This window comes from Endozoicomonas sp. ALC013, assembly GCF_049310205.1.
Lineage (GTDB): Bacteria > Pseudomonadota > Gammaproteobacteria > Pseudomonadales > Endozoicomonadaceae > Endozoicomonas.
On record NZ_JBLYNS010000006.1, the window covers coordinates 70695 to 92775 of the forward strand.

16 protein-coding genes are annotated in these 22081 nt (G+C 51.0%); 10 read left to right on the forward strand and 6 right to left on the reverse strand.

Translation table 11 applies throughout. From position 1 onward, the window contains the following. Nucleotides 1–221: 221 nt before the first annotated feature. Complete coding sequence (locus ACO6V1_RS02735) at nt 222–488, reverse strand: type II toxin-antitoxin system ParD family antitoxin (RefSeq protein ID WP_209202371.1); 267 nt, start codon at nt 486–488, stop codon at nt 222–224. Nucleotides 489–834: 346 nt separating this feature from the next. Here ACO6V1_RS02735 and ACO6V1_RS02740 point away from each other — a divergent pair, with 346 nt between their 5' ends. From ACO6V1_RS02740 to ACO6V1_RS02755, 4 genes are all read left to right on the forward strand, one after another. Beyond that, nucleotides 835–2208, forward strand: a complete 1374-nt coding sequence (locus tag ACO6V1_RS02740; protein ID WP_422459955.1) for an L-serine ammonia-lyase — start codon at nt 835–837, stop codon at nt 2206–2208. Between the two features lie 123 nt (nt 2209–2331). Next, nucleotides 2332–5280: an aminomethyl-transferring glycine dehydrogenase gene (gcvP, locus tag ACO6V1_RS02745; RefSeq protein WP_422465692.1), complete on the forward strand. Its 2949-nt coding sequence runs from the start codon at nt 2332–2334 to the stop codon at nt 5278–5280. A gap of 13 nt (nt 5281–5293) precedes the next feature. Next, a complete protein-coding gene (gene gcvT, locus ACO6V1_RS02750) occupies nt 5294–6424 on the forward strand; it encodes a glycine cleavage system aminomethyltransferase GcvT (RefSeq protein ID WP_422465694.1) in 1131 nt (376 codons plus the stop codon). A gap of 376 nt (nt 6425–6800) precedes the next feature. After that, entirely contained in the window at nt 6801–8171 is a 1371-nt protein-coding gene (locus tag ACO6V1_RS02755) for a YjiH family protein (RefSeq protein ID WP_422448927.1), read from the forward strand. Between the two features lie 79 nt (nt 8172–8250). Here ACO6V1_RS02755 and ACO6V1_RS02760 read toward each other — a convergent pair whose 3' ends face one another. The 3 genes from ACO6V1_RS02760 to ACO6V1_RS02770 form a co-directional block, all read right to left on the reverse strand. After that, on the reverse strand, nt 8251–8790 hold the full coding sequence (locus ACO6V1_RS02760; RefSeq protein WP_422448929.1) for a hydrolase: 540 nt from the start codon (nt 8788–8790) through the stop codon (nt 8251–8253). A 231-nt stretch (nt 8791–9021) separates the two neighbouring features. Continuing rightward, entirely contained in the window at nt 9022–10320 is a 1299-nt protein-coding gene (locus ACO6V1_RS02765) for an anaerobic C4-dicarboxylate transporter (protein ID WP_422448931.1), read from the reverse strand. Between the two features lie 131 nt (nt 10321–10451). Beyond that, entirely contained in the window at nt 10452–11960 is a 1509-nt protein-coding gene (locus ACO6V1_RS02770; protein WP_422465696.1) for a hypothetical protein, read from the reverse strand. Nucleotides 11961–12313: 353 nt separating this feature from the next. Between ACO6V1_RS02770 and ACO6V1_RS02775 the strand changes: the two genes are divergently transcribed. Further along, nucleotides 12314–12790, forward strand: a complete 477-nt coding sequence (locus ACO6V1_RS02775; RefSeq protein WP_422465698.1) for an RDD family protein — start codon at nt 12314–12316, stop codon at nt 12788–12790. A gap of 259 nt (nt 12791–13049) precedes the next feature. Continuing rightward, complete coding sequence (locus tag ACO6V1_RS02780; RefSeq protein ID WP_422465700.1) at nt 13050–13232, forward strand: hypothetical protein; 183 nt, start codon at nt 13050–13052, stop codon at nt 13230–13232. 147 nt (nt 13233–13379) lie between these two features. Here the strand turns inward: ACO6V1_RS02780 and lptG are convergent, their stop codons facing one another. Further along, the gene (lptG, locus tag ACO6V1_RS02785) at nt 13380–14438 is read right to left on the reverse strand and encodes an LPS export ABC transporter permease LptG (protein ID WP_422465702.1); all 1059 of its coding nucleotides are present in this window, start codon (nt 14436–14438) and stop codon (nt 13380–13382) included. Next, on the reverse strand, nt 14431–15543 hold the full coding sequence (lptF, locus tag ACO6V1_RS02790) for an LPS export ABC transporter permease LptF (protein WP_422448941.1): 1113 nt from the start codon (nt 15541–15543) through the stop codon (nt 14431–14433). Before lptF ends, lptG begins: the two co-directional genes overlap by 8 nt. A 245-nt stretch (nt 15544–15788) precedes the next feature. Here lptF and ACO6V1_RS02795 point away from each other — a divergent pair, with 245 nt between their 5' ends. The 4 genes from ACO6V1_RS02795 (at nt 15789) to rapA (ending at nt 21981) form a co-directional block, all read left to right on the forward strand. Further along, entirely contained in the window at nt 15789–17282 is a 1494-nt protein-coding gene (locus tag ACO6V1_RS02795) for a leucyl aminopeptidase (RefSeq protein ID WP_422465704.1), read from the forward strand. 75 nt (nt 17283–17357) lie between these two features. Then, nucleotides 17358–17819 (forward strand): DNA polymerase III subunit chi, encoded by a 462-nt coding sequence (locus ACO6V1_RS02800; RefSeq protein ID WP_422448945.1) that lies wholly within the window; start codon nt 17358–17360, stop codon nt 17817–17819. Between the two features lie 119 nt (nt 17820–17938). Next, complete coding sequence (locus ACO6V1_RS02805) at nt 17939–18703, forward strand: outer membrane protein (RefSeq protein ID WP_422465706.1); 765 nt, start codon at nt 17939–17941, stop codon at nt 18701–18703. A 401-nt stretch (nt 18704–19104) separates the two neighbouring features. Beyond that, entirely contained in the window at nt 19105–21981 is a 2877-nt protein-coding gene (gene rapA / locus ACO6V1_RS02810) for an RNA polymerase-associated protein RapA (RefSeq protein WP_422465708.1), read from the forward strand. Nucleotides 21982–22081 lie beyond the last annotated feature (100 nt).

Consider the following 22081-nt stretch of genomic DNA (forward strand, 5'->3'; position numbering starts at 1 on the left):
CCTGAGAAAGAAGCATTCCTCTCCCGCAGGCTGCTTTCTATAACTCATCAAGCAACTCATTTAAACGTGCTGGTATGTCCATACTGCTGTGCAAAATAGACAGGACGTATAAAACTTCCGATTGCGCACCATCGGAGGATTTTACAAATACAGTTTGTAGGTAAAGAGCCAGATTTCTTCCTGCTGAGCAATGGCTACCGGGTGAAAGCGGTAGAGTTCGCTCACTCATCACCTCCGGAATTGTTCAGTCTCTTTCTGGCTCTTGCCTTGATGTCATCAGCGTTGAGTGATTGAAACTCGTCTTCCGGTGTATTCAAGATGGGCTCCAGATGCCCTTTTAACCATTTGGCCGACTGTTCTTGCTGGCGTTTGTCGTTACGGATCAGGTCCCTCAGATAGTCGCTGGCGCTTGAGTATTCGCCTTGTTTAACCTGCTGGGCAACCCAGTCTCTGAGCTGGTCGGGTAATGAAATATTGAGTGTGGCCATAATTGTCTCCTTTATCATTTTATGACTGAATATTAGCAGATATTGGCAAAATTTGGCATTTTGGCAGGAGAGGGCCTACAAGCAACTTTTTACCATCACCATCAGGTCGCTGTGAAAATTTGTTTCTTATTGAAAACTTGTTTATTGATGTGGGAGGAAGGTATTGTTACGCTTGCCGTCAGGAATTCAGTGATCTGGTCAAAACCCGTTAATAACCCATTGATGCCTGGTTTCAGGCTGCTCTCTGTTAATGGCTCTTTATGACCATCTTCCTTTTGATAAATAACAAAAAAATAGCCCTGAAAGCAGATATCACAAAAATATACCAACAAATGGAGTCATGGCGATGAGCTTAAGTATTCTCGATTTGTTCAAGATTGGTGTAGGCCCTTCCTCATCCCACACGGTGGGTCCAATGGTAGCCGCCAACCGCTTCCTTGACGCCCTGCTCCAACAGGGGCAGCTTGAGAATACCCGTCAGATTCGTATTGAGCTCTACGGTTCCCTGGCCATGACCGGTGCAGGTCATGCCACCGACACGGCCGTGATGCTGGGCCTTATGGGTGAAAAACCGGACCAGCTCGATCCTGACCAGGCTCCGGCATTGATCAACAATGTCCGCAGCACCGGTGAGTTGATACTTGCTAACCAATATCCGATTCCTTTCATTGAAGATCAACACCTTCACTTTTTGCATGGTCACTCGCTTGCCAAGCACCCTAACGGTATGACGCTAAGAGCTTTTGATGCAGCAGGCCTTGAGCTTTTTCATGACAATTATTACTCCGTGGGCGGAGGGTTCGTACTGAATGAAGAGGAAACCGAACAGACAACTTCGGCAACGGACATTCAGATCCCCTTTCCGTTCAATAACGCTCAGGACCTTCTGGATATCGGAGACAGAACCGGACTCTCCATTGGTGAAATTGTCCTGGAGAATGAACAACATCTGGGAAGATCTGACCAGATCCAACCAGCGTTGCTGAATATCTGGCAGGTAATGGACCGCTGCATCAACCGTGGCTGTGAGCAAACCGGGGTACTTCCCGGCGGCCTGAACGTCAATCGTCGTGCACATCAGCTGCATCAGGAACTGTTGAACCGCCCGGAAGACCAGCAGGATCACCTGGAAGTCATGGACTGGGTCAACCTGTTTGCCATCGCTGTCAATGAAGAGAACGCCGTTGGTGGTCGTGTCGTTACCGCGCCAACCAATGGTGCAGCCGGTGTTATTCCGGCGGTTCTGGCCTATTACGATCGTTTTGTTCCGGGCAGCAGTGAAGCGGGTATTGTGACCTTTCTGGCCACCGCTGCTGCCATTGGCATGCTCTATAAAAAGAACGCCTCAATCTCGGCCGCTGAAGTGGGTTGTCAGGGGGAAATCGGGGTGGCCTGTTCCATGGCGGCAGGCGCTCTGTGCGCCGTCATGGGCGGCAATAACCGCCAGATTGAAAATGCCGCTGAAATAGGCATGGAGCACAACCTGGGCCTGACCTGTGACCCGATAGCCGGTCTGGTACAGGTCCCCTGTATTGAGCGCAATACCATGGGCGCTGTCAAGGCCATCAATGCGGCCCGCCTGGCCCTGAAAGGTGACGGGCAGCACCGGGTATCCCTTGATGACGTCATTGAAACCATGCGTCAGACGGGGCTGGATATGCAGGATAAATACAAAGAGACAGCCACCGGTGGCCTGGCTGTCAATGTCGTGATGTGCTGAAAGCCCAAATTGAAAACAACATTTGTCTTTTATTTCCACTACTGACCTTTGTCTTTAACAACAAATCAGTCAGTTCAAAAAATTTTTATTAAAATAACGTAATAGTGAAAACAGGACGACAACATGGCCGTTGAACACACTTCTACTCTGCCGACACTGGCAGAATTGGAACATAACGATGCCTTTACCCATCGTCACACAGGTTCTGACCAGCAGGAGCAGCAGGCCATGCTGGCAAGTCTCGGGCTCAAATCGCTGGCAGAGCTGATCAATGACACCGTTCCGGGCAGCATCCGGTTAAACCGGGAGTTAGCACTTCCTGCGGGAAAAACAGAGCAGCAGGCCCTTGCCGGGCTCTATGAGCTGGCCCGGCAAAATACAGTGAATAAGTCGTACATTGGCATGGGTTATTACAACACCGAAGTGCCCAATGTCATTCTGCGTAATCTGCTGGAAAACCCCGGCTGGTATACCGCCTATACCCCTTATCAGCCCGAAATCTCTCAGGGCCGGTTGGAAATGCTGCTGAACTTCCAGCAGATGGTTATGGACCTCACGGGTATGGAAGTTGCCAATGCCTCCCTTCTGGATGAAGCAACTGCCGCTGCCGAAGCCATGACCCTCTGCCTGCGCAGCGTGGGACGCAGCAAAGCGGCCTCACAAACATTCTTTGTGGCCGATGACGTGCACCCACAAACCATTGATGTGATGAAAACCCGCGCCGACTGGCTGGGCATCAACGTTATCGTTGGCAACCCCCATACCGAACTGAGCAATCACGATGTATTTGGTGTGCAGCTTCAGTATCCGGGCACCTACGGTAACATCACAGATATTGAGAGTATTGCCGCCATGGCGCGGCAACAGGGAGCCATGGTTTCGGTAGCCACGGATCTGCTGGCCCTGACATTACTGAAATCCCCCGGGGAGCTTGGAGCTGATATTGTTCTGGGTAACACCCAGCGCTTTGGCGTGCCCATGGGCTTTGGCGGCCCTCACGCTGCCTTTTTTGCCACCACCGGTAAACTGAAACGCTCAATCCCCGGCCGGGTTATCGGGGTATCCAAAGACAGCCGTGGCAATACCGCCCTGCGTATGGCCATGCAGACCCGTGAGCAACATATTCGCCGGGAAAAAGCCACTTCCAACATCTGTACTGCCCAGGCTCTGTTGGCCAACATGGCGGCCGCTTATGGGGTCTACCACGGTCCGGAAGGGTTAAAAACCATTGCAGAACGCGTACACCGCCTGACCCGAATCCTTCATCATGGACTCACTGAAATGGGTTTCCAGTGCAACCAAACCTTCTTTGATACCCTGACCTTCAAGGTTGGCAGTGAGCAGGAAACCATTATCCAGCGGGCGCTGAAATATGGTTGCAACCTGCGCCGAATTGGTTCTGACCGCCTGGGTGTCAGCCTTGATGAAACCACCCGCTCTGAAGACATTATTGAACTGTTCAATATCTTTATGGGTGACGGCAAAGAGCTGAATATTGCCTCTATTGACCGCCAGATCTCGGCCAATAACAGTCAGCTGCCTCATACCCGGAGCACCATCGGACTCTCACCGGAACTGCGACGTTCAGACAGCATCCTGAGTCACCCGGTATTCAACAGCCATCACTCAGAAACCGATATGATGCGTTATCTGAAGCGGCTGGAAAACAAGGATTACTCACTGGTTCATGGCATGATTCCACTGGGTTCATGCACCATGAAACTCAATGCTGCAGCAGAAATGCTGCCGGTTTCCTGGCCGGAATTTTCCAGTATTCACCCTTTCACGCCCAAAGATCAGGTTCCGGGTTACCTGACCATGATCCGGCAACTGGAACAGGCTCTGGTGGAGATTACCGGTTATGACGCCATCTCCATGCAGCCAAACTCCGGAGCCCAGGGGGAATATACTGGCCTGCTGGCTATCCGTAATTATCAACGGGCAAACCGGCAGGAGCACCGCGATGTATGCCTGATCCCCTCTTCCGCTCACGGCACCAATCCCGCTTCAGCGGCGATGCTCGGGATGAAAATTGTGATTGTCGCCTGTGATGACAGCGGTAACGTGGATGTCAATGACCTGAGAGCCAAAGCTGAAGAGTACAGTGAACGCCTCTGTGCTCTGATGGTCACCTACCCTTCCACCCACGGGGTATACGAAGAAGAGATTCGTACCATCTGCCAGATCATTCATGATCATGGCGGCCAGGTCTATATGGATGGTGCCAATATGAACGCCATGGTCGGTGTCTCCCGCCCGGGTGATATCGGCTCCGATGTCTCCCATCTCAATCTGCACAAGACCTTTGCCATTCCCCACGGTGGTGGCGGTCCGGGTATGGGCCCCATTGGTGTCAAGAGCCATCTGGCACCTTACCTGCCCAACCATTCGATAAGCCCGGTCGAAGGCCGCAATGAAGGCCGCAATCAAAGCATTGTCGCCGTATCTGCTGCGCCTTACGGCAGCTCGTCCATACTGCCCATCAGCTGGATGTACATCACCATGCTGGGCAGCCAGGGTCTACGGGAGTCAACAGAGCTGGCCATCCTGCATGCCAACTACATGGCAAAACGGCTGGGTGATCATTACCCGATTCTCTATCAGGGCAGAAACAACCACGTTGCCCACGAATGCATCCTTGATATTCGCCCGATCAAAGAAGCCTGCGGTATTACCGAGGAAGATATTGCCAAACGCCTGATGGACTATGGTTTCCACGCCCCGACCATGTCTTTCCCCGTGGCCGGAACCCTGATGATCGAGCCAACCGAGTCTGAATCCAGGGAAGAAATAGACCGCTTTATTGATGCGATGATCTCAATCAAGCAGGAAATTGATCAGGTCGCCAACGGCACATGGCCAAAGGACAACAACCCTCTGGTCAACGCCCCCCACACCATGGCAGACCTGGCGGACGATGAATGGCAACGCCCATACAGCAGGAAGGTCGCGGCATTTCCGTCAGCTGCCGGTCATAAGTCGAAATACTGGCCTGCGGCCAATCGCATCGACAACGTTTATGGCGACCGCAATTTTATCTGTTCATGCCCCGGCATTGATAATTATCAATAAATGGAGATGAGGTATGTCTGAAGCGTCTTCTGAAAGTCTGAAAAGAACCCCGTTATATGGTCTTCATCTGGCCCGGGGAGCAAAAATGGTGCCTTTTGCCGGTTATGAAATGCCGGTGCAGTACCCATCCGGGGTTAAGAACGAGCATATCCACACACGCAGTAAGGCCGGACTTTTTGATGTCTCCCATATGGGGCAGCTGAAACTGTCCGGTGAAGGGGCTGACCATTTCCTGGAATCCCTGGTGCCGGTTGATATAGCAGGCCTTGCCATTGGCAGGCAGCGTTACGCCCTGTTTACCGATGAGGCTGGGGGTATCCTTGATGACCTGATGGTCACCCGTTACCACGACTGCCTCTACCTGGTGGTTAATGCGGCGTGCAAGGCGCAGGATATTCAGCATATCCGGTCCAGACTGCCGGAAGGTATCAAGCTGGACGTTCTCGATAACCGGGCACTGGTTGCTCTTCAGGGACCCATGGCCGCAAAGGTTATGGCAAAGGTTTTTCCGGAGGTGGCTGACATGGTCTTTATGGACTCCCGCCAGCTATCCATCGATGAGGCACCCTGTTTTGTCAGCCGTTCCGGGTATACCGGGGAAGATGGCTTTGAGATTTCCATCCCGGAAAAAGACGCTGAACGCATCACCCGGCTACTGCTCGACCATCCGGAGGTTGAATTAATTGGCCTGGGTGCCAGAGACTCCCTCCGGCTGGAATCGGGCCTCTGTCTTTACGGCCATGATATGGATGTCAATACCACCCCTATTGAAGCGAGCCTGATGTGGGCCATCAGTAAAAATCGTCGTCATGATGGTGAGCGGGCAGGCGGCTTCCCCGGAGCCGAAAAAATTCTGCAGCAGATTGAGAACCGACAGGTGGCCACCAAACGCATTGGTTTGGTTGGCAGTAGTCGAGCCCCGGTTCGTGAAGGGGCAGAACTGGTTGATGATCTTGGTCAGCCTATTGGTCGGGTAACCTCCGGCACCTTTGGCCCAACAGTTGGGGCACCGGTTGCGATGGCTCTGATCAACGCTGATTATGCGGCATTGGGAACTGGAGTGTATGCACTGGTCAGAGGTAAAAAGTTGCCAATGACCGTCAGTAAAATGCCATTTATCGAACAGCGTTATTACCGGGGCTGATTGATATCTCATAATGACTGCCGACTTACAGTTGGCAGCTTTGTTGATTCATTATCCCTTCTGGTTCCCATATCAATATCACCATCCTCATTTCTATCGTTAGCCAATGCAATGAGTATCACTAATCCTTGATATTTAATAAAAAATCAATGAGATAGGTCTTTTCCGGGGTAGAAAGTTAATATTTATTAGGAAATAATGCATAATCAACCTAAACAGAGTGCAATCAACAGCTGGCAACCTACTGGCTGCGATATGCACTGATTCATTTAGACCATGACCACACTCCTGACTCATTTATTTGCTGGGCAGGAAATTTGAGGTTTTTGGATCATACTTTCGTGCATGGCTGAGTTTGAGGAGCCCAGGGCTTGTTATGAAGCAGTTTACAGCCGTAAAAAAGAGAGAGACCAGCCTGCGTCACTGGTTAACGTTTTTAATTCCATCACTGATTGGTCTGTTGCTATTTGTCACTCCGGTCAGTATTAATGATGAATTTACCATCCCTGTTGCCCTGCTGGCCGGCGGGTTAAAAGCGCTGCTCAAAGACCAGCTGACCACCATCATTACTATTATTGTCAGCTTTACCGGATGCATCACCATCATTACCAAGCTGTTTCAGCCAAAAGCAATAATGACGCGCCCATTTCTTAACTCTCTGTTTGATATTACCCCACTCTGGTGCCTGGTAAGGGTTGCTGGCATGGTCTTTGTGCTTTCCAGCTTTTTCGAGTTTGGTCCGCAAGCCATCTGGTCAGGAGCCACTGGTGGCATGGTTTTAAATGACCTGATGCCGACCCTGTTTTCGGTCTTTATCTTTGCCGGACTTTTGCTGCCACTGTTAATGAACTTTGGCTTGCTGGAACTGCTGGGCACACTGATGACACGCATAATGCGGCCGGTATTCAATCTGCCCGGCCGTTCAGCTATTGACTGTATTGCCTCATGGCTGGGGGATGGCAGCGTTGGTATCCTGATGACCAGTAAGCAATATGAAACCTCCTATTATACTCAGCGTGAAGCTGCGGTGATCGGTACCACTTTCTCTGTTGTTTCAATTACCTTCTCACTGGTGGTGATTGCCCAGGTGGGTCTGGAACACATGTTTACCCGCTTCTACCTGACCGTCTGCTTTGCCGGGCTGGTTGCCGCTTTTATCGTCCCCAAGCTGCCCCCCCTGTCCAGAAAAAAAGACGTGTTCATCTGCGGCAAAACCCGCAGTGATGATGATGAAATTATTCCTCAGGGTACCAGTGCTTTTGCCTGGGGTCTGGAGCAGGCACTGGAGAAAGCCGCAAAAATCACCCATCCCATGAAGATCATTCAGGATGGTTGCAAGAACGCCATCGATATGGTGTTTGGGGTACTGCCAGTGGTGATGGGTATCGGTACCATTGCACTGATCATTGCCGAATACACCCCGGTCTTCCAGTACCTGGGCATGCCTTTTCTGCCGTTGCTGGAGTGGTTACAGATTCCTGAAGCCCAGGCGGCCTCAACCACCATGATGGTGGGCTTCACCGATATGTTCGTGCCCTCTATCCTGGCGGCATCCATTGACAATGATATGACCCGGTTTGTAATTGCGGCATTATCCCTGACTCAGCTGATTTACCTGTCTGAGGTGGGTGCTTTGCTCCTGGGAAGCAAGATTCCGGTCACCTTGTTTGAGCTATTTATTATTTTTATTCTAAGGACGCTGGTCACACTGCCCGTTATTGCCGCGATTGCCCACCTTATCTTCTGATACCGAAAAGTGAGCCTCAGATTGCTGAGGAGCCTGTCGGACGCTTAAGTCCGACAGGCTCCTGAGGCTCAGGTCCAAATCATTTAATCAGCCTGGCGACATCACGAAACTGTGGTGCGTCGGCAGATTTCATCAGTTCAAACAGCGCCATTTCAACGGTTGTCAGATCAGCCCCCTGGGCTGACATTTTATCCAGAGCCACCTCTTTGCTCTGTAATGTTCTTGATGAAACCCCATCAACCAGCACTTCTACCTCATAGCCTCCGGCAAGAAGATCCATCGCCGTCTGATAGACGCAGATATGGGTCTCTATGCCGGTCAACAACACCTGTCTGCCACCTGTCTGTTCAAGTGCTGACATAAAAGCAGGCTCACCACAGGCACTGAAGGATGTTTTTCTCACCGGGCTGAAGTCCGATAACTCATCAGCCAGTTCAGGAATTGTGCCTCCCAGCTTTTCCGGAACCTGCTCCAGCCAGAGAATCGGAATATCAAGCAATCTGGCCCCTTTAACCATGGTCACAATATTATCAAAGAGTGACTCATGTTCATGCATCAGGGTGGCCAGCTTGCCCTGAACATCCACAACCACGAGCACCGTCGTATCAAGATTTAACATACCTGTTTCTCCTGCCCCTTAGATCAATATTATTTTCGAAATCCCTTGGTCCTAGCACATGGTTTCAATGAGGTTGACGTGTACAATCTCCGTTCACCCTGAGCGGAGTCGAAGGGTGCTTGGCACGATCTATCAGAGTCCGGAGTTTCCGCCTTTAGGCCCTATGGGTCCTTCGACAGGCTCAGGACGAGCGGAGTGCGGAGGAGGCGTCAAACTCATTGAAAACATGCATTAGATAATAACCGGAGCCAGCAGAAAACCAAAAATCACACAAAGCAGGATGCAGATCACTCCGGGTACAAAGAAAGGATGATTAAACACCATCTTGCCGATCCGGGTAGAACCTGTTTCATCCATCTCGACGGCTGCAAGCAAGGTAGGGTAGGTTGGCAAAACAAACAGGGCACTGACCGCAGCAAATGACGCGATAGCGGTCACCGGGTCAACAATCATCAGGGCTGCAGGCATCAGAGCCCGGGTCGTTGCGGCCTGGGAATACAGTAACATGGACGCCAGAAACAGTGCCAGGGCAAGCAGCCAGGGATAGTGATCAAGAATATCCCCGGCGGTCTCCTGAACATTCTCAAGGTGGGCACCAACAAATGTATTCCCCAGCCAGGCAACGCCCAGAACACAGATACACGCACTCATACCCGACTTGAAAGTCTGGGCATTCAGAATGTGATTGGTATCTATATGGGTAACCAGGGTAATCAGGCACGCTGCACTGAGCATAAAGGCAAAAATGGCGCTGTCTCTGGGCAGTACGGGATTGTCAATAACACCCACCTTATCGCTGACCAGCGTCGCATATACCACCACCGCCAGGATGCTCAGGCCAAAAATCAGCACGGACATCCTTGCCCCGGGCTTTATTCGATTATCCACAACCTCTGCAGGTTGAATCAGCCCTTCAGAGAGCTTGTGCAGATACACTTCATCTTTGTGCAGTTCACAGCCAAGGTAATTACACACCAGCGACGTCAACATCACGGCAACAAATGTGGTAGGAATGCAGATCAGGAGCAGATCCAGATAATCAACACCAAAGGGTTCCAGCATACCGCTGAATACCACCACAGCGGCGGAGACCGGAGAGGCGGTAATGGCGACCTGAGAGGCAATCACCGAAATACTCAGAGGTCGGGATGGGCGAATCCCATTCTCACGGGCAACAGCAGCAATAACCGGCAATGTTGAATAGGCCGTATGGCCTGTGCCAGCCAGCAACGTCATAAAGTAAGTGATAGCCGGTGCCAGGAACGTCACGTACTGCGGCCGCCTTCTAAGCAATTTATCCGCAATATATACCAGATAATCAAGCCCGCCAGCGACCTGCATGGCTGCCACAGCACCAATGACAGACATGATGATAAGGATCACATCCACCGGGATGGTGCCAGGATTCATCCCAAGCCCCAGGGTAAGCACCACAACCCCGACAGCACCGGCAAAACCAATACCAATGCTGCCCAACCGGGCTCCCAGGAAAATAAATGCCAGAACAATGATCAACTGCAACCAGGTCATGCCAAATCCCCTGAGAAATTAATCTTAAGTCAATGGATAGATAATTTAAGATAGCCTGAAAACGGCAAAAGACGTTTCAACACCGGTCAGGTGATGCTCAGAATCAGAACCGAAACAACCATCAGGAGGCATTACAACTCGTCCGGGGGAGGGAACTTGATACTGTGCATAGTATCTTCAATGTCAGACTCCCACATTGAGGGAACCACCCAGGACGTCAGAAAAACAGTGGCCATCAGGCCGGCTGTGAGCGGGAAGTAATTATTAATACCAAACTGCCCCATCAGCAGATAAGAAACGGAAGGGGTACCAATAAATGCCAGCCCGGGCACGAACCAGGAAAACAACCTGCGCGTGGTGAAGGTAATGACCTCACTTTTAGAGCGAACGGATGCCTCCGCTGCCAGACATAGGTTTTCGGTGTAAACCCGGAATGTGGTAACATTCGGAACCTGTTTGACCACCTTTTTACGCACCGTTCTGGTTCTCTCCCTGGGAGTCATTCTGTCACCCCGTGCGCCCCATACATAAGTGTCAGAATGCTGATAATAAATTTCGGTTTCATCTTCCTCTTCAACAACCTCAATATCTTTGCTGCCACCTTCGTGTAACATCACTTCACAATAATTCCAGGCGATGGGAACAGGCCCCATGGAAAAATACCCTTTCCTGTCTACCCTGATAATCTGACCACTTCTGAATGCACTTCGCTTTGATATGGTTTTATTCCAGTGATGAAGAAACGTTCGGTCAGACTCCTCATACCGACCTGTTCGTTTGAAAAAATCCGTCTCTTCAAATTCGACAACTTGATAGACGTCAGTTACCAGTTCCTTTGTTGCATAATAGAAATTGTACAGGGACGAAAACAGTGAATTTTCTTCATCCCATATCTCCAGCCTCGGCATAAAAGGTTTTACAACATCAATAACAATCAGTTCATTTTTGTGTTCCTCTGACACTTTGGTTCCCACTTCTGCCGTCTCTGCCCCGAGACGTTCCACCAGAACGGGATGATTATGATATTTATTGTCGGTAATGCCCGGACTGCGTACCTCAGAGCCCAGTTTAAAATCAGCAACAACATTCTTTACAACCCAGCCATAAGGCACGCCTGCAATAGCATAAGGCCAGTTTGTAGTCCCGGTATCTTCATTCAAAATATTATCAAAGGTACCGAGCATGACACTGTCCATATACCTCATATAGTGTTTACCACGGCGCACCGGATCTAACACGTGATGGTTGAAAACATCCTGATACTCCGAAGCAAAGTTGATAAAAGGACGGATCAGGAGGTCCATCATCAGGTCATTAAACAGGTAGTTACTATTATCAATGATCGACATGTATAGAGAGGTTGCATTCTTATTTCTGGATCGAATCAGATCCTGGTAATATTCACTGTCTGCATATTGTTTCTCCGGTTCGTTGCCTGCTTCATTTTCTTCAGCATCATCATCCAGATCTTCCTCAATCACATCGTCTTCATCATCCAGATCTCCCTCAATTAAATCGTCTTCATCATCCAGATCTTCCTCAATTAAATCTTCATCATCCAGATACATTGATGATTCTGAGATATTTTCAGTATGCTCATCTACGCCGGCCGTGGTATTAATGGCCAGTAAACTGAACATAAGAACAATTAAAAATGAGAAATCATGAACAACTCGATTCTGCCTCATCATACTCCCCGGAAAGCATTTTATTCTTTTCAGGTATGTCACTATTCAATAATGAAAGACAATTTCATCCCTTAAAAAAAGATAAATAATGTAATCAAATCGTAATAATCCGATTCACAAAAATCTTCAGCCCTTATGGGACAACAAACACGTAAATTTGTTCCATTAAAAAGTCCAAAGGCCGAAAAATACTGAGACACCTGTGCTGGGTGCAAACATTGAGTGGACGACAGCAGTAGTTATGTGCGTGAAAAAAATTTGCTGATAGAATGTCCCGACACGTTTAATAACAAGGCAAGAGGTCGATGGAAGCCACTAATCTTACCCCGGCTCCAGTGTGGAGAAGAGCTGCGGCCATGTTGTACGATTCTCTGTTAATCCTGGCACTGCTGTTTATGGCCGGTTTTATTAATCTGTTCATCCAGATACAGATTTTCGGTGATGAGCAACTGAAAACCATGACTGAAGAGGGCTACCAGCTTGGAGGCCCCTTTTTCTACGCCGCCCTGCTGGTCATCATTTACGGCTTCTTTGGCTTTTTCTGGACCCGGTCAGGACAAACCCTTGGTATGCAGGCCTGGAGAATAAAAGTGGTCAGCAGCGACAATCATTTGATCAGCCCATGGCAAAGCGTGATCCGTTTTCTGATTGCCATTCCGGCATTGTCGCTTGCGGGTATCGGGCTTCTCTGGGCACTGATCGACCATCAGCGGCGAAGCTGGCAGGATCTGGCATCGTCATCCAAAGTCATTCTTCTGGAAAAACCGGTAAAGAAAACATGATCACAGTCTTCTAACATCTCAGTTCAGCTTCATAAATAAGCGGCACTGGTTACACTACCAGCATTAATATTTACAGACGACTGTTCACTGCTGCCTGCCGCTCGATACACATATACCGAAACATTTATTGGTATTTTCACCTATCCGGCATTAGAATGAAACCATCGTCATTCACCGGCAACGGTCTACCAACAAGACTATCGATGGCTTTTCATTGCAGATAGGCTTTCAGCAGGCAGCAAAAAAGGGAGGCTCCAGTATGAACACCCGGCTATTTGAACAGGTTGTATCTCAACTGGCGGAAGTCTTTCGTCGTTTATCAGGCAATCCGGAATCTTTCCACCACTCAGATCAACTGGAAGAGTGCAGGCTCTACTGCCCGATCACACGAACCCCACAAAAGCCTGTAAGAAGAACTCCCGGGCACCCTTTCCAGCGATAATCTCCATCCCCATCGTTCCCACGCTCTGCGTGGGAATGCATAAAGAAGCCTAAAGGATACGAACAATCTCCGTTCACCCTGAGCGGAGTCGAAGGGTGATTGGCACAGTCCTTTATTCAGGGCATGGAGCCTACGCCCTTTAGCCCTTTATGCAGCCCGCCTTAACATCACCGCACCCGCCAGCAGGCAGATGATGACTGGAATCATTACCGATAATACCGGCGGAAACCCGAATACCAGGCTGGATGGTCCCATCAGGTTCTGAACGATCATAAAGACAATGCCAGTGATCACCCCGGAGAAGATCCGCAATCCCATACTGACGGAACGCAAAGGACCAAAGACAAAAGAGATGCCCACAATAACCAGGGAGAGTATGGATAACGGCTGAAGCAGCTTTGTCCACAGTGCCAGATCATACTCTCCGGCATCCAGCCCCTGTGCTTTCAAGTACTTCGTATAAGTGAGCAGGCCGGATATGGGCAATGCTTCAGGTTTGACCACCACCACTTTCAACAGTGTTGTTGTCAGGCTGGTATCCCAGGGTTCAACCAGACTCTGCTCAGTAATAAACTGTTCATTCTTACGGCGTATGGTGGTGACATCCTCCAGCAACCAATGATCACCCTGATAGATTCCCCGTTTGGCAAAAGCGCTTTCCTGAAGCTTCATCTCATCATCAAACACATAACGACTCACGCCGTAAAGCACGCCGTTTGGCTCGACCGCATTGAAGTACATAAATTCATGGCCTTCACGATGCCAGAAGCCTTCTCCGGTGTATGTGCCATCAGCGGAGCGGGCTATCGCTTTTCTGGTCTCGCCAACCTGCTCGGCCATGGGAGCAAGATATTCGCCAAGCATCAATCCGGTAATAATCATGACCAGGGTGGGCTTTATGACTGCCCCCAGAATACGCCACAGCGAAATACCAGCGGCCCTCATAACCACCAGCTCACTGCTGGACGCCATGGAGCCCAGCCCCATAAGGCAGCCAACCAGTGCCGACACGGGAATCAGCTCGTACAGTTTTTTGGGTATCATCAACAGGGTATATATCAAAGCGTCCAGCGACTGATAGTTGCCCCTGACATCATCCAGCTGCCCCAGAAAAGCAAACAACGCTTCCAGAAATACCAGAATCAGCAGGACAATCACCGTTGCCCCCAGAACATTTCTGGATATGTAACGATCCAGCTTACGCATTTCCAGCCCTCCGGCGCGCCAGCCAGAGTTTACCCGGCTCAACAAGGTACAACAGCAAAGCAATCAGCAAGAAAAGAATATGAATCGGCCACAGACCAATATCCGGCGACAGTCGCCCATCCTCAATCGCGCCACGGCCACTCATTAATAAAGCCAGATACAGCAGATACAGCAATATTCCGGGCAACAGCTTCACATAACGCCCCTGTCTGGGATTAACCCGGGCCAGGGGCAATGCCATCAGCACCACGATGGGTATTAACAGTGGCAAAGAGATGCGCCACTGCAGCTCAGCACGATGGCCCGGGGTGTCGGACGCCAAAAGTGTCGCCGTTGGCAGAGCCTGCTCCTTGCTGATCTCTTTTCCGGAGCGGCGCTCTTCCATACGAAGGCCGTAATGTTCAAAGGCAATTTCCCGCAAAGGCAATGCGCCGGGCGTCAGGTCATAGCGGTAACCATCATCCAATATCAGATAGCGCTGCCCACCCTCTGCTGCATTGACTTCAAGGTTTGCCGTTTGCGCCAGCAGCAAGGTCATCGAACCTGTGTTCTTGCTATCCCCGTTACGGTTGGCGATAAAAACCCTGTTCATCTGCTGGCGGTCGTCGGTTAACGTCTCTGCATAAGTCACGCGCTGCCAGCCAAACTTCTGGAAACGTCCGGAAACCAGGGTATCAAACTCGGTCAGAGCGTCCTGCTCGACAAAAATGCTTTCAACTTTCTGTATTCCCCGGGGGGCAACTACCAGGCTTAACAGCGCAACCACCAGCATAACCCCGACCGCAGGCACCATGGTTATGCCTAAAAGTTGATGATGGCTGAGACCACAGGCGCTGAGCACCGTCATTTCGTTATCAACATACAGCCTGCCATAGGCGAGAATAATGCCCAGGAAAAGCCCCAGGGGCAGTATCATGACCAGAAACTCCGGGATCCGGTAAGCCATGATGGCAAAGAGAAAATCCGCTTTCAGTGTCCCGGTGGCCGCCTGTGCCAGATAGTTCACAAAGCGCCCACTCATGATAATGAGCAATACGACAGACGTCACTGCTAACATAACCTGCAGCATCTGTCTGGACAGGTAACGAAATATGATTAAAGGCATGCCTTGGTGAAATTCATCAAATCAAAACGAACAATTATACGTCAGTCGCCTTAAAAAACCGGTATAATCCCGGCCCGTCTGACAGAATCGTAGAATAAACATACAATTAACCCAATGACTTCTACGTTCTGATAGCCGTCTGGATAATGCCTGAATATCCCATATCCGGACTAAAGCGTCTGGTTGAATTGGCTTAACCGTATTATTATCCATGAAATCGGATAACTTGTCCCCTTGGAGAGACCATGGAATTTGTTGTTAAGAGTGGTGCTGCAGAAAAACAGAAAACTGCCTGCCTTATTTTGGGCGTCCACAAGAAAACGCTTCCCCCCTCTGCGACAGCCTTAGACTCGTTAACCGAGGGGTATCTTGCCGACATACTCAAACGTGGTGATCTGGATTTCAAGCCCGGCCACTCACTGATGCTTCTGCACAGCCGACATGCGCCGGTTGAGCGTCTGCTGCTGCTGGCCATGGGTGAAAATGATAAGCCATTAACAGAAGCCGGGTTTAACAAACTGACGGTCAACCTGGCCAGCCAATTGAAATCGCTGAATGCCAGGGAAGCAAGCATTGCCATCGAAGATATCAACGTCGAGGGCAAGTCACTGCACTGGATCACCCGTCAGTTGGTTGAAGCGATTGAATATGCATTTTATCAGTTCAGCCAGTTTAAAAACGACACCGGCAAAGGCGCTCTTTCGAAGATCAGTCTGAAGAAGGTGACACTGCTGGCGGACCGTAAGAATGCCGAAGAAGTGAAAGCCGGTCTGGCCCAGGGGCAGGCCATTGGTAATGGTCGGAATGTGGCCCGAACCCTGGGCAACCTGCCAGGCAATATCTGCCATCCAACCTACCTTGCCGATGAAGCCAAAGCATTAGCGAAACAGCATGCCAAACTGACCACCAAGGTGCTCAATGAAAAACAGATGTCTGACCTTGGCATGAGTTCCCTGCTCTCCGTCAGTGCCGGTTCCGAACAGGAAGCCCGGCTGATCTGTATGGAGTTCAAAAATGGCAAACGCGGTGCCAAACCTCTCGTTCTGCTGGGTAAAGGGATCACCTTTGATACCGGTGGCATCTCCCTGAAACCCGGTGCCGCCATGGATGAAATGAAATTTGATATGTGCGGTGCCGCCAGCGTATTCGGCGTGATGAACGCCATTATTGAGCTGGATCTGCCCATTAATGTCATTGGCATGGTGGCTGCGGCAGAAAACATGCCCAGCGGTAAGGCCACCCGTCCGGGGGATATCGTAACGTCCATGTCCGGCAAGACCATTGAAATTCTCAATACCGATGCCGAAGGTCGTCTGGTGCTTTGTGATGCCCTCACCTACGCAGAACGTTACAAGCCGGAAGCGGTGATCGATATTGCCACCCTGACGGGTGCCTGCATCGTTGCCCTGGGCCATCACACCACCGGCCTGCTCAGTAATAATGAACCGCTGGCTGAAGAGCTGATCAGTGCCTCCAAAGAAGCCATGGACCGGGCATGGCAGCTGCCGATGGGTGAAGAATATACTCGCCAGCTGGACAGCAACTTTGCCGATATGGCCAATATTGGCGGTCCTGCTGCGGGTACCATTACCGCTGCCTGCTTCCTGGCTAAATTTGCCGCAGCCTACCCTTGGGCGCACCTGGATATCGCCGGAACCGCCTGGCAATCAGGCAAGGAAAAAGGGGCTACCGGTCGTCCAGTGCCCATGCTGGTACAATACCTGCTGAATAAAATCTGATTGTTGCCAGTACTGATGACAGGCCCTGATCGATCAGGGCCTTTTTGTTTGCTCAGATTAGTTTATGATTTCCCCATGACCAGAGTGACTTTCTACCTTTTAGACAGCAATCTTGACAATAACGGGCAAAACGAACAGCAGTTTGCCTGCCGCCTTATCGACAAAGCATGGCGTGGAGGCCTGCCCATGCATATCCATACGGCGGATGAAAGCAGCTGCCAGTCCATGGATCAACTGCTCTGGTCATGGCGGGAGGATAGCTTTCTTCCCCATGGGATTATTTCACCCATCCAGGGCAATACCCCGGAAAGTGTACTTTTGGCCAGAGAGTCTCCCATCACCCTGGGGTTTGACCACCCTGCCGTAGCATCAAAGCGGTTGCTGATTAATCTCAGCCCTGAAGTTCCTCCATTCTTCAAAGACTTTGCCCGCGTTTGTGAAGTCGTGGTTCAGAACCCGGACCAGAAAGCGGTTTCCAGGGCGAAGTTCCGGGCCTATCGTCAGGCGGGTATAGAGCCAGAAGTACACAATATGTAGGCCCTGTCACCCCTTGCCAGCAGATACCGTTCACCCATAGTTTGTCTATCCTTTTTAATAAGAAAGCAGACACACATCGCTTTCAAATAAAAATTCTCTAACCATTGAACGGTAAAATAATGATGAAAACATTGAACGCAATGCTGGTCAGTCTGGCGCTGGCTGTACCGGCCACCAGTCAGGCTATGGATATTTATGCTTTTGCCCGGGGTGGGGCGGCTTATACGGCGATTAAAGATACTGAGGCTGTCAATCCTTTCATTGCAGTTGCGGCTGCTAATGCACCTTCTACTACCCCTGATGCATCCCAAGGCAGCATGGGGATAGCCAATCTGAATAACGATCACAGCGTTGCAGTTGGAGCATTTGGTGCCGGGTTTGTAGTTAACCCCAGTTTCCGTCTGGAGCTTGAAGGGTCTTTTCAGAAGGAATCTGATTATCAGATAGACGTAGCGCTCGGTTGGCAAGTAAACACTGGTCCATTCAATACAACACTTCTTGGCACTGCATATAACAAAATCAATATTGAATCTGATGTCTACATGCTGAAAGCCTATTACGACATCCCCCTCAACAAGCATGTAGTTCCCTATCTTATGGCCGGTGCAGGCTATGCAAAGAACAAGACATCCGGTGTACAGACCTTTTCAGACAACGCCAACTGGAATGAAAAATGGGATGACCACAGAAACAATGAAATGGCCTGGACAGTAGGTGCAGGAATTTCCTATATATTCAGTAAACACCTTGCCCTGGATCTTGGGATAGAACATCGCAACCTCGGAGACTGGGAACTGAAAAACCTGCCGACTACCGGTGACGAGTCTCTCAAGGGCAAGCTGGAATCCACCACACTGCTGATGGGCCTGCGTTACCACTTCTAACTATCCCTCACTAATATTTCTGCACAGGCCGCAGTAAGCTCCTGTGCAATACCCCCTCCAAAACACCTTCTTAAGACAAGCCAGGCCAATAAAAGCCAAACTCCCGTCTATAATCATCGTGGCATGCTGAATTTCGGTCATCCCCGTAGTGCAATTTAAGAGGATTGCGCTAATATAGCGCGCTTTTTGGCACATCGGTCATAATCTTCAGGCAAAACACTGCGGGGAAGCGTATGATTGAGATGGCCCGAGTAGCCTGAGAACCTGCTGTTCGATACAGAGGCTCTCTCACCGTAAACCATTTTCAAAATACAGTCCGCCGGTCCATCTCCGGCCTACGCACCGCCCGGGCGGTAACGTATAATGGCGGTCTGTCAGTCAGGCAAGGTTAGTAGTCAAATATGACGAGTTTCGTTTCTGGGCAACGCTGGATTAGTGATACTGAGACCGAACAGGGGCTGGGCACTGTGCTCACCTTTGACAGTCGAATGGTCACCCTGCTGTTTCCTGCCACCGGGGAAACCCGGCTTTACTCCATAAACAACTGCCCTCTGACCCGCGTTGAGTTCAACCCCGGAGATCGTGTCGAAAGCCACGAGGGCTGGATCATACTGGTCACCGAGGTGATTGAGAAAGATGGCCTGCTAACCTACTGCGGAACCCTCCCTGACGGAGAAACACGACAGCTGCCAGAAGCCGAGCTGGGCAACCATATTCGCTTCAACAAGCCACAGGATCGGATGCTGGCGGGACAGATTGACCAGAACAGCAACTTTACCCTGCGTTACAAGACACTCCAGTATAACTACGGTCTGCGCAAGTCCCCGATGCGTGGCCTGATTGGCCCACGCACCAGCCTGATTCCCCACCAGCTGCATATTGCCCGGGAGGTATCCCAGCGTCATGCGCCACGGGTTATGCTGGCCGACGAAGTGGGCATGGGTAAAACCATTGAAGCCGGCCTGATACTGCACCAGCAACTGATTACCGGCCGTGCCAGCCGGGTACTGATTCTCTTGCCGGAAAGCCTGGTACACCAGTGGCTGGTGGAGATGCTGCGCCGTTTCAACCTGCGTTTCAGTGTCTTTGACGAAGAGCGCTGCCGTCAGTCTCCGGATGAAAACCCGTTTAATACCGAGCAGCTGATTATCAGCAGCATCGGTTTTCTCTGTCATGATGACGAGCGCCGCAAACAGGCGCTGGAAGCGGACTTCGACCTGTTGATTGTGGATGAAGCCCATCACCTTATCTGGTCTGAAGAAGAGACCAATGCGGAATACCGCTGTGTTGAAGCGCTGTCCCTGCAGATTCCGGGACTCCTGCTGCTGACCGCGACGCCGGAGCAGATGGGAGCCAAAAGCCACTTTGCCCATCTGCGTCTGCTGGACCCGGACCGCTTCCATGATCTTGCCGTCTTTGCCGCCGAAGAAAGCCGTTATGAGCCGGTGGCAGAGGCTGTTCAGGAACTTCTGAACAATGACAATCAGACGCTCCCTGCCAAGGCAAGGGACCATCTGATCAGTTTCCTTGGAGAAGACAGCAAGTCGCTGATTAATATCCTTGACCAGGGTGATGAAGAGGCTCGAAACACGGCCCGAACCCAGCTGCTGCGCCGCCTGCTGGATCGTCATGGTACCGGCCGCGTGATGTTTCGTAATACCCGGGCAGCCGTTGGCGGATTCTCTGGTCGAGCTGCCCAGGGCTACCCCCAGGTGCTGCCGGAGCTGTACGAAATCGCCCTGGAAGAAGAGTCCAACTACCGCCATAACCTTTATCCGGAGCTGGCTTATCAGGCCCAGATCCGTGTCGATGATATGGATCCCTGGTGGAAAGTCGACCCCCGGGTAGACTGGCTGATGAACCTGCTGAAACTGCTGAAGAAAGAGAAAGTACTGGTTATCTGTGCCAATGCCAATACGGCACTGGACCTGGAAAATGCCCTGCGCATACTGTCCGGCATTCCGGCAGCGGTTTTCCACGAAAACATGAGCATTATTGAGCGGGATCGTGCTGCGGCCTTCTTTGCCGAAGGAGAGCATGGTGCCCAGGTACTGGTGTGTTCAGAAATTGGCAGTGAAGGACGTAACTTCCAGTTTGCCCACCATCTGGTGCTGTTTGATCTGCCCGAACATCCCGATCTGCTGGAACAGCGTATTGGCCGACTGGATCGTATTGGCCAAACAGAAGCCATCAAGATTCACGTGCCCTATCTCTCTGGTACCGGCCAGGAGGCACTGTTCCACTGGTACCAGCTGGGATTGAACGCCTTTGCCGATACCTGCCCTGCCGGTAGTATGGTGCAGATGCAACTGGGTGAAGCGCTGTTGCCTTATCTGCAACCAGGCAGCCAGGCCTCCACAGAAGCCATGGATACCCTGCTGAACCAGGCAGCCCAATTAAACCGGCAACAGATGGAGCACCTTCATAAAGGCAGAGACCGATTGCTGGAGCTGAACTCCCGGGGCCTGATCTCCAATGAAGATATGATCAACGACATCGAAGAGCAGGAACAGCCAAGACAGCTCAAGCGGTTTATGGAGAAGTTGTTCGAAGGCTTTGGTGTTGAGGCGGAAGACTATTCCAAACACTGTCTGGTGATTCGCCCGGGCAGCCACATGATCACCACCTTCCCCGGCCTGCCGGATGATGGCATGACCGTCACCTTTGACCGGGACATGGCACTGTCCAGAGAAGACATGCACTTCCTGACCTGGGAGCATCCCATCGTTTCCGAAGGCATGGACATGGTGTTGACCAGCGAGCTGGGGAATACCTCTGTGGCTTTGCTCAAAAACAAAGCCCTGAAGCCCGGCACCATGCTGCTGGAAGCGATTTACGTGGTAGAAACCAGCGCCGACCGAACTCTGCAGCTGGACCGCTACCTGCCAGCCACACCGATCCGCTGTCTGATCGACCCGGGGTTCAATGACCTGTCCGAAAAAGTGGCGTTTGATACCCTGAACGCCCAGCTTCAGCCTTTGAAACGGGGTGTTGCCAAGAAACTGGTGAATGCCCAGCGGGCACCCTTTCTGGCCATGCTGGATAAAGCCGAAGGGTATGCCAAAGATCGGGTACAACCCATCGTTAATCAGGCCTGCCAGAACCTGCTGACCGATGTCACTGAAGAGATCAAACGACTGGCGGCGCTTAAAGTCGTTAACCCGAACGTCCGTGGTGAAGAGATTGAATATCTGAAAAACCGTGCAGCCCTGGGGCATCAGGCACTGCAGAGAGCGGTTCTTCGACTGGATGCGCTACGGATTATGATTGCTGGTTAATATTTTTCTTTTGGCTTCTATCTAACTTTTTACTCAGTCTGAGGGTCCCGCCTGCTGCCCGCACAAACGTTTCCGGCTTTTCCGGTGGCGGGCAGCACTA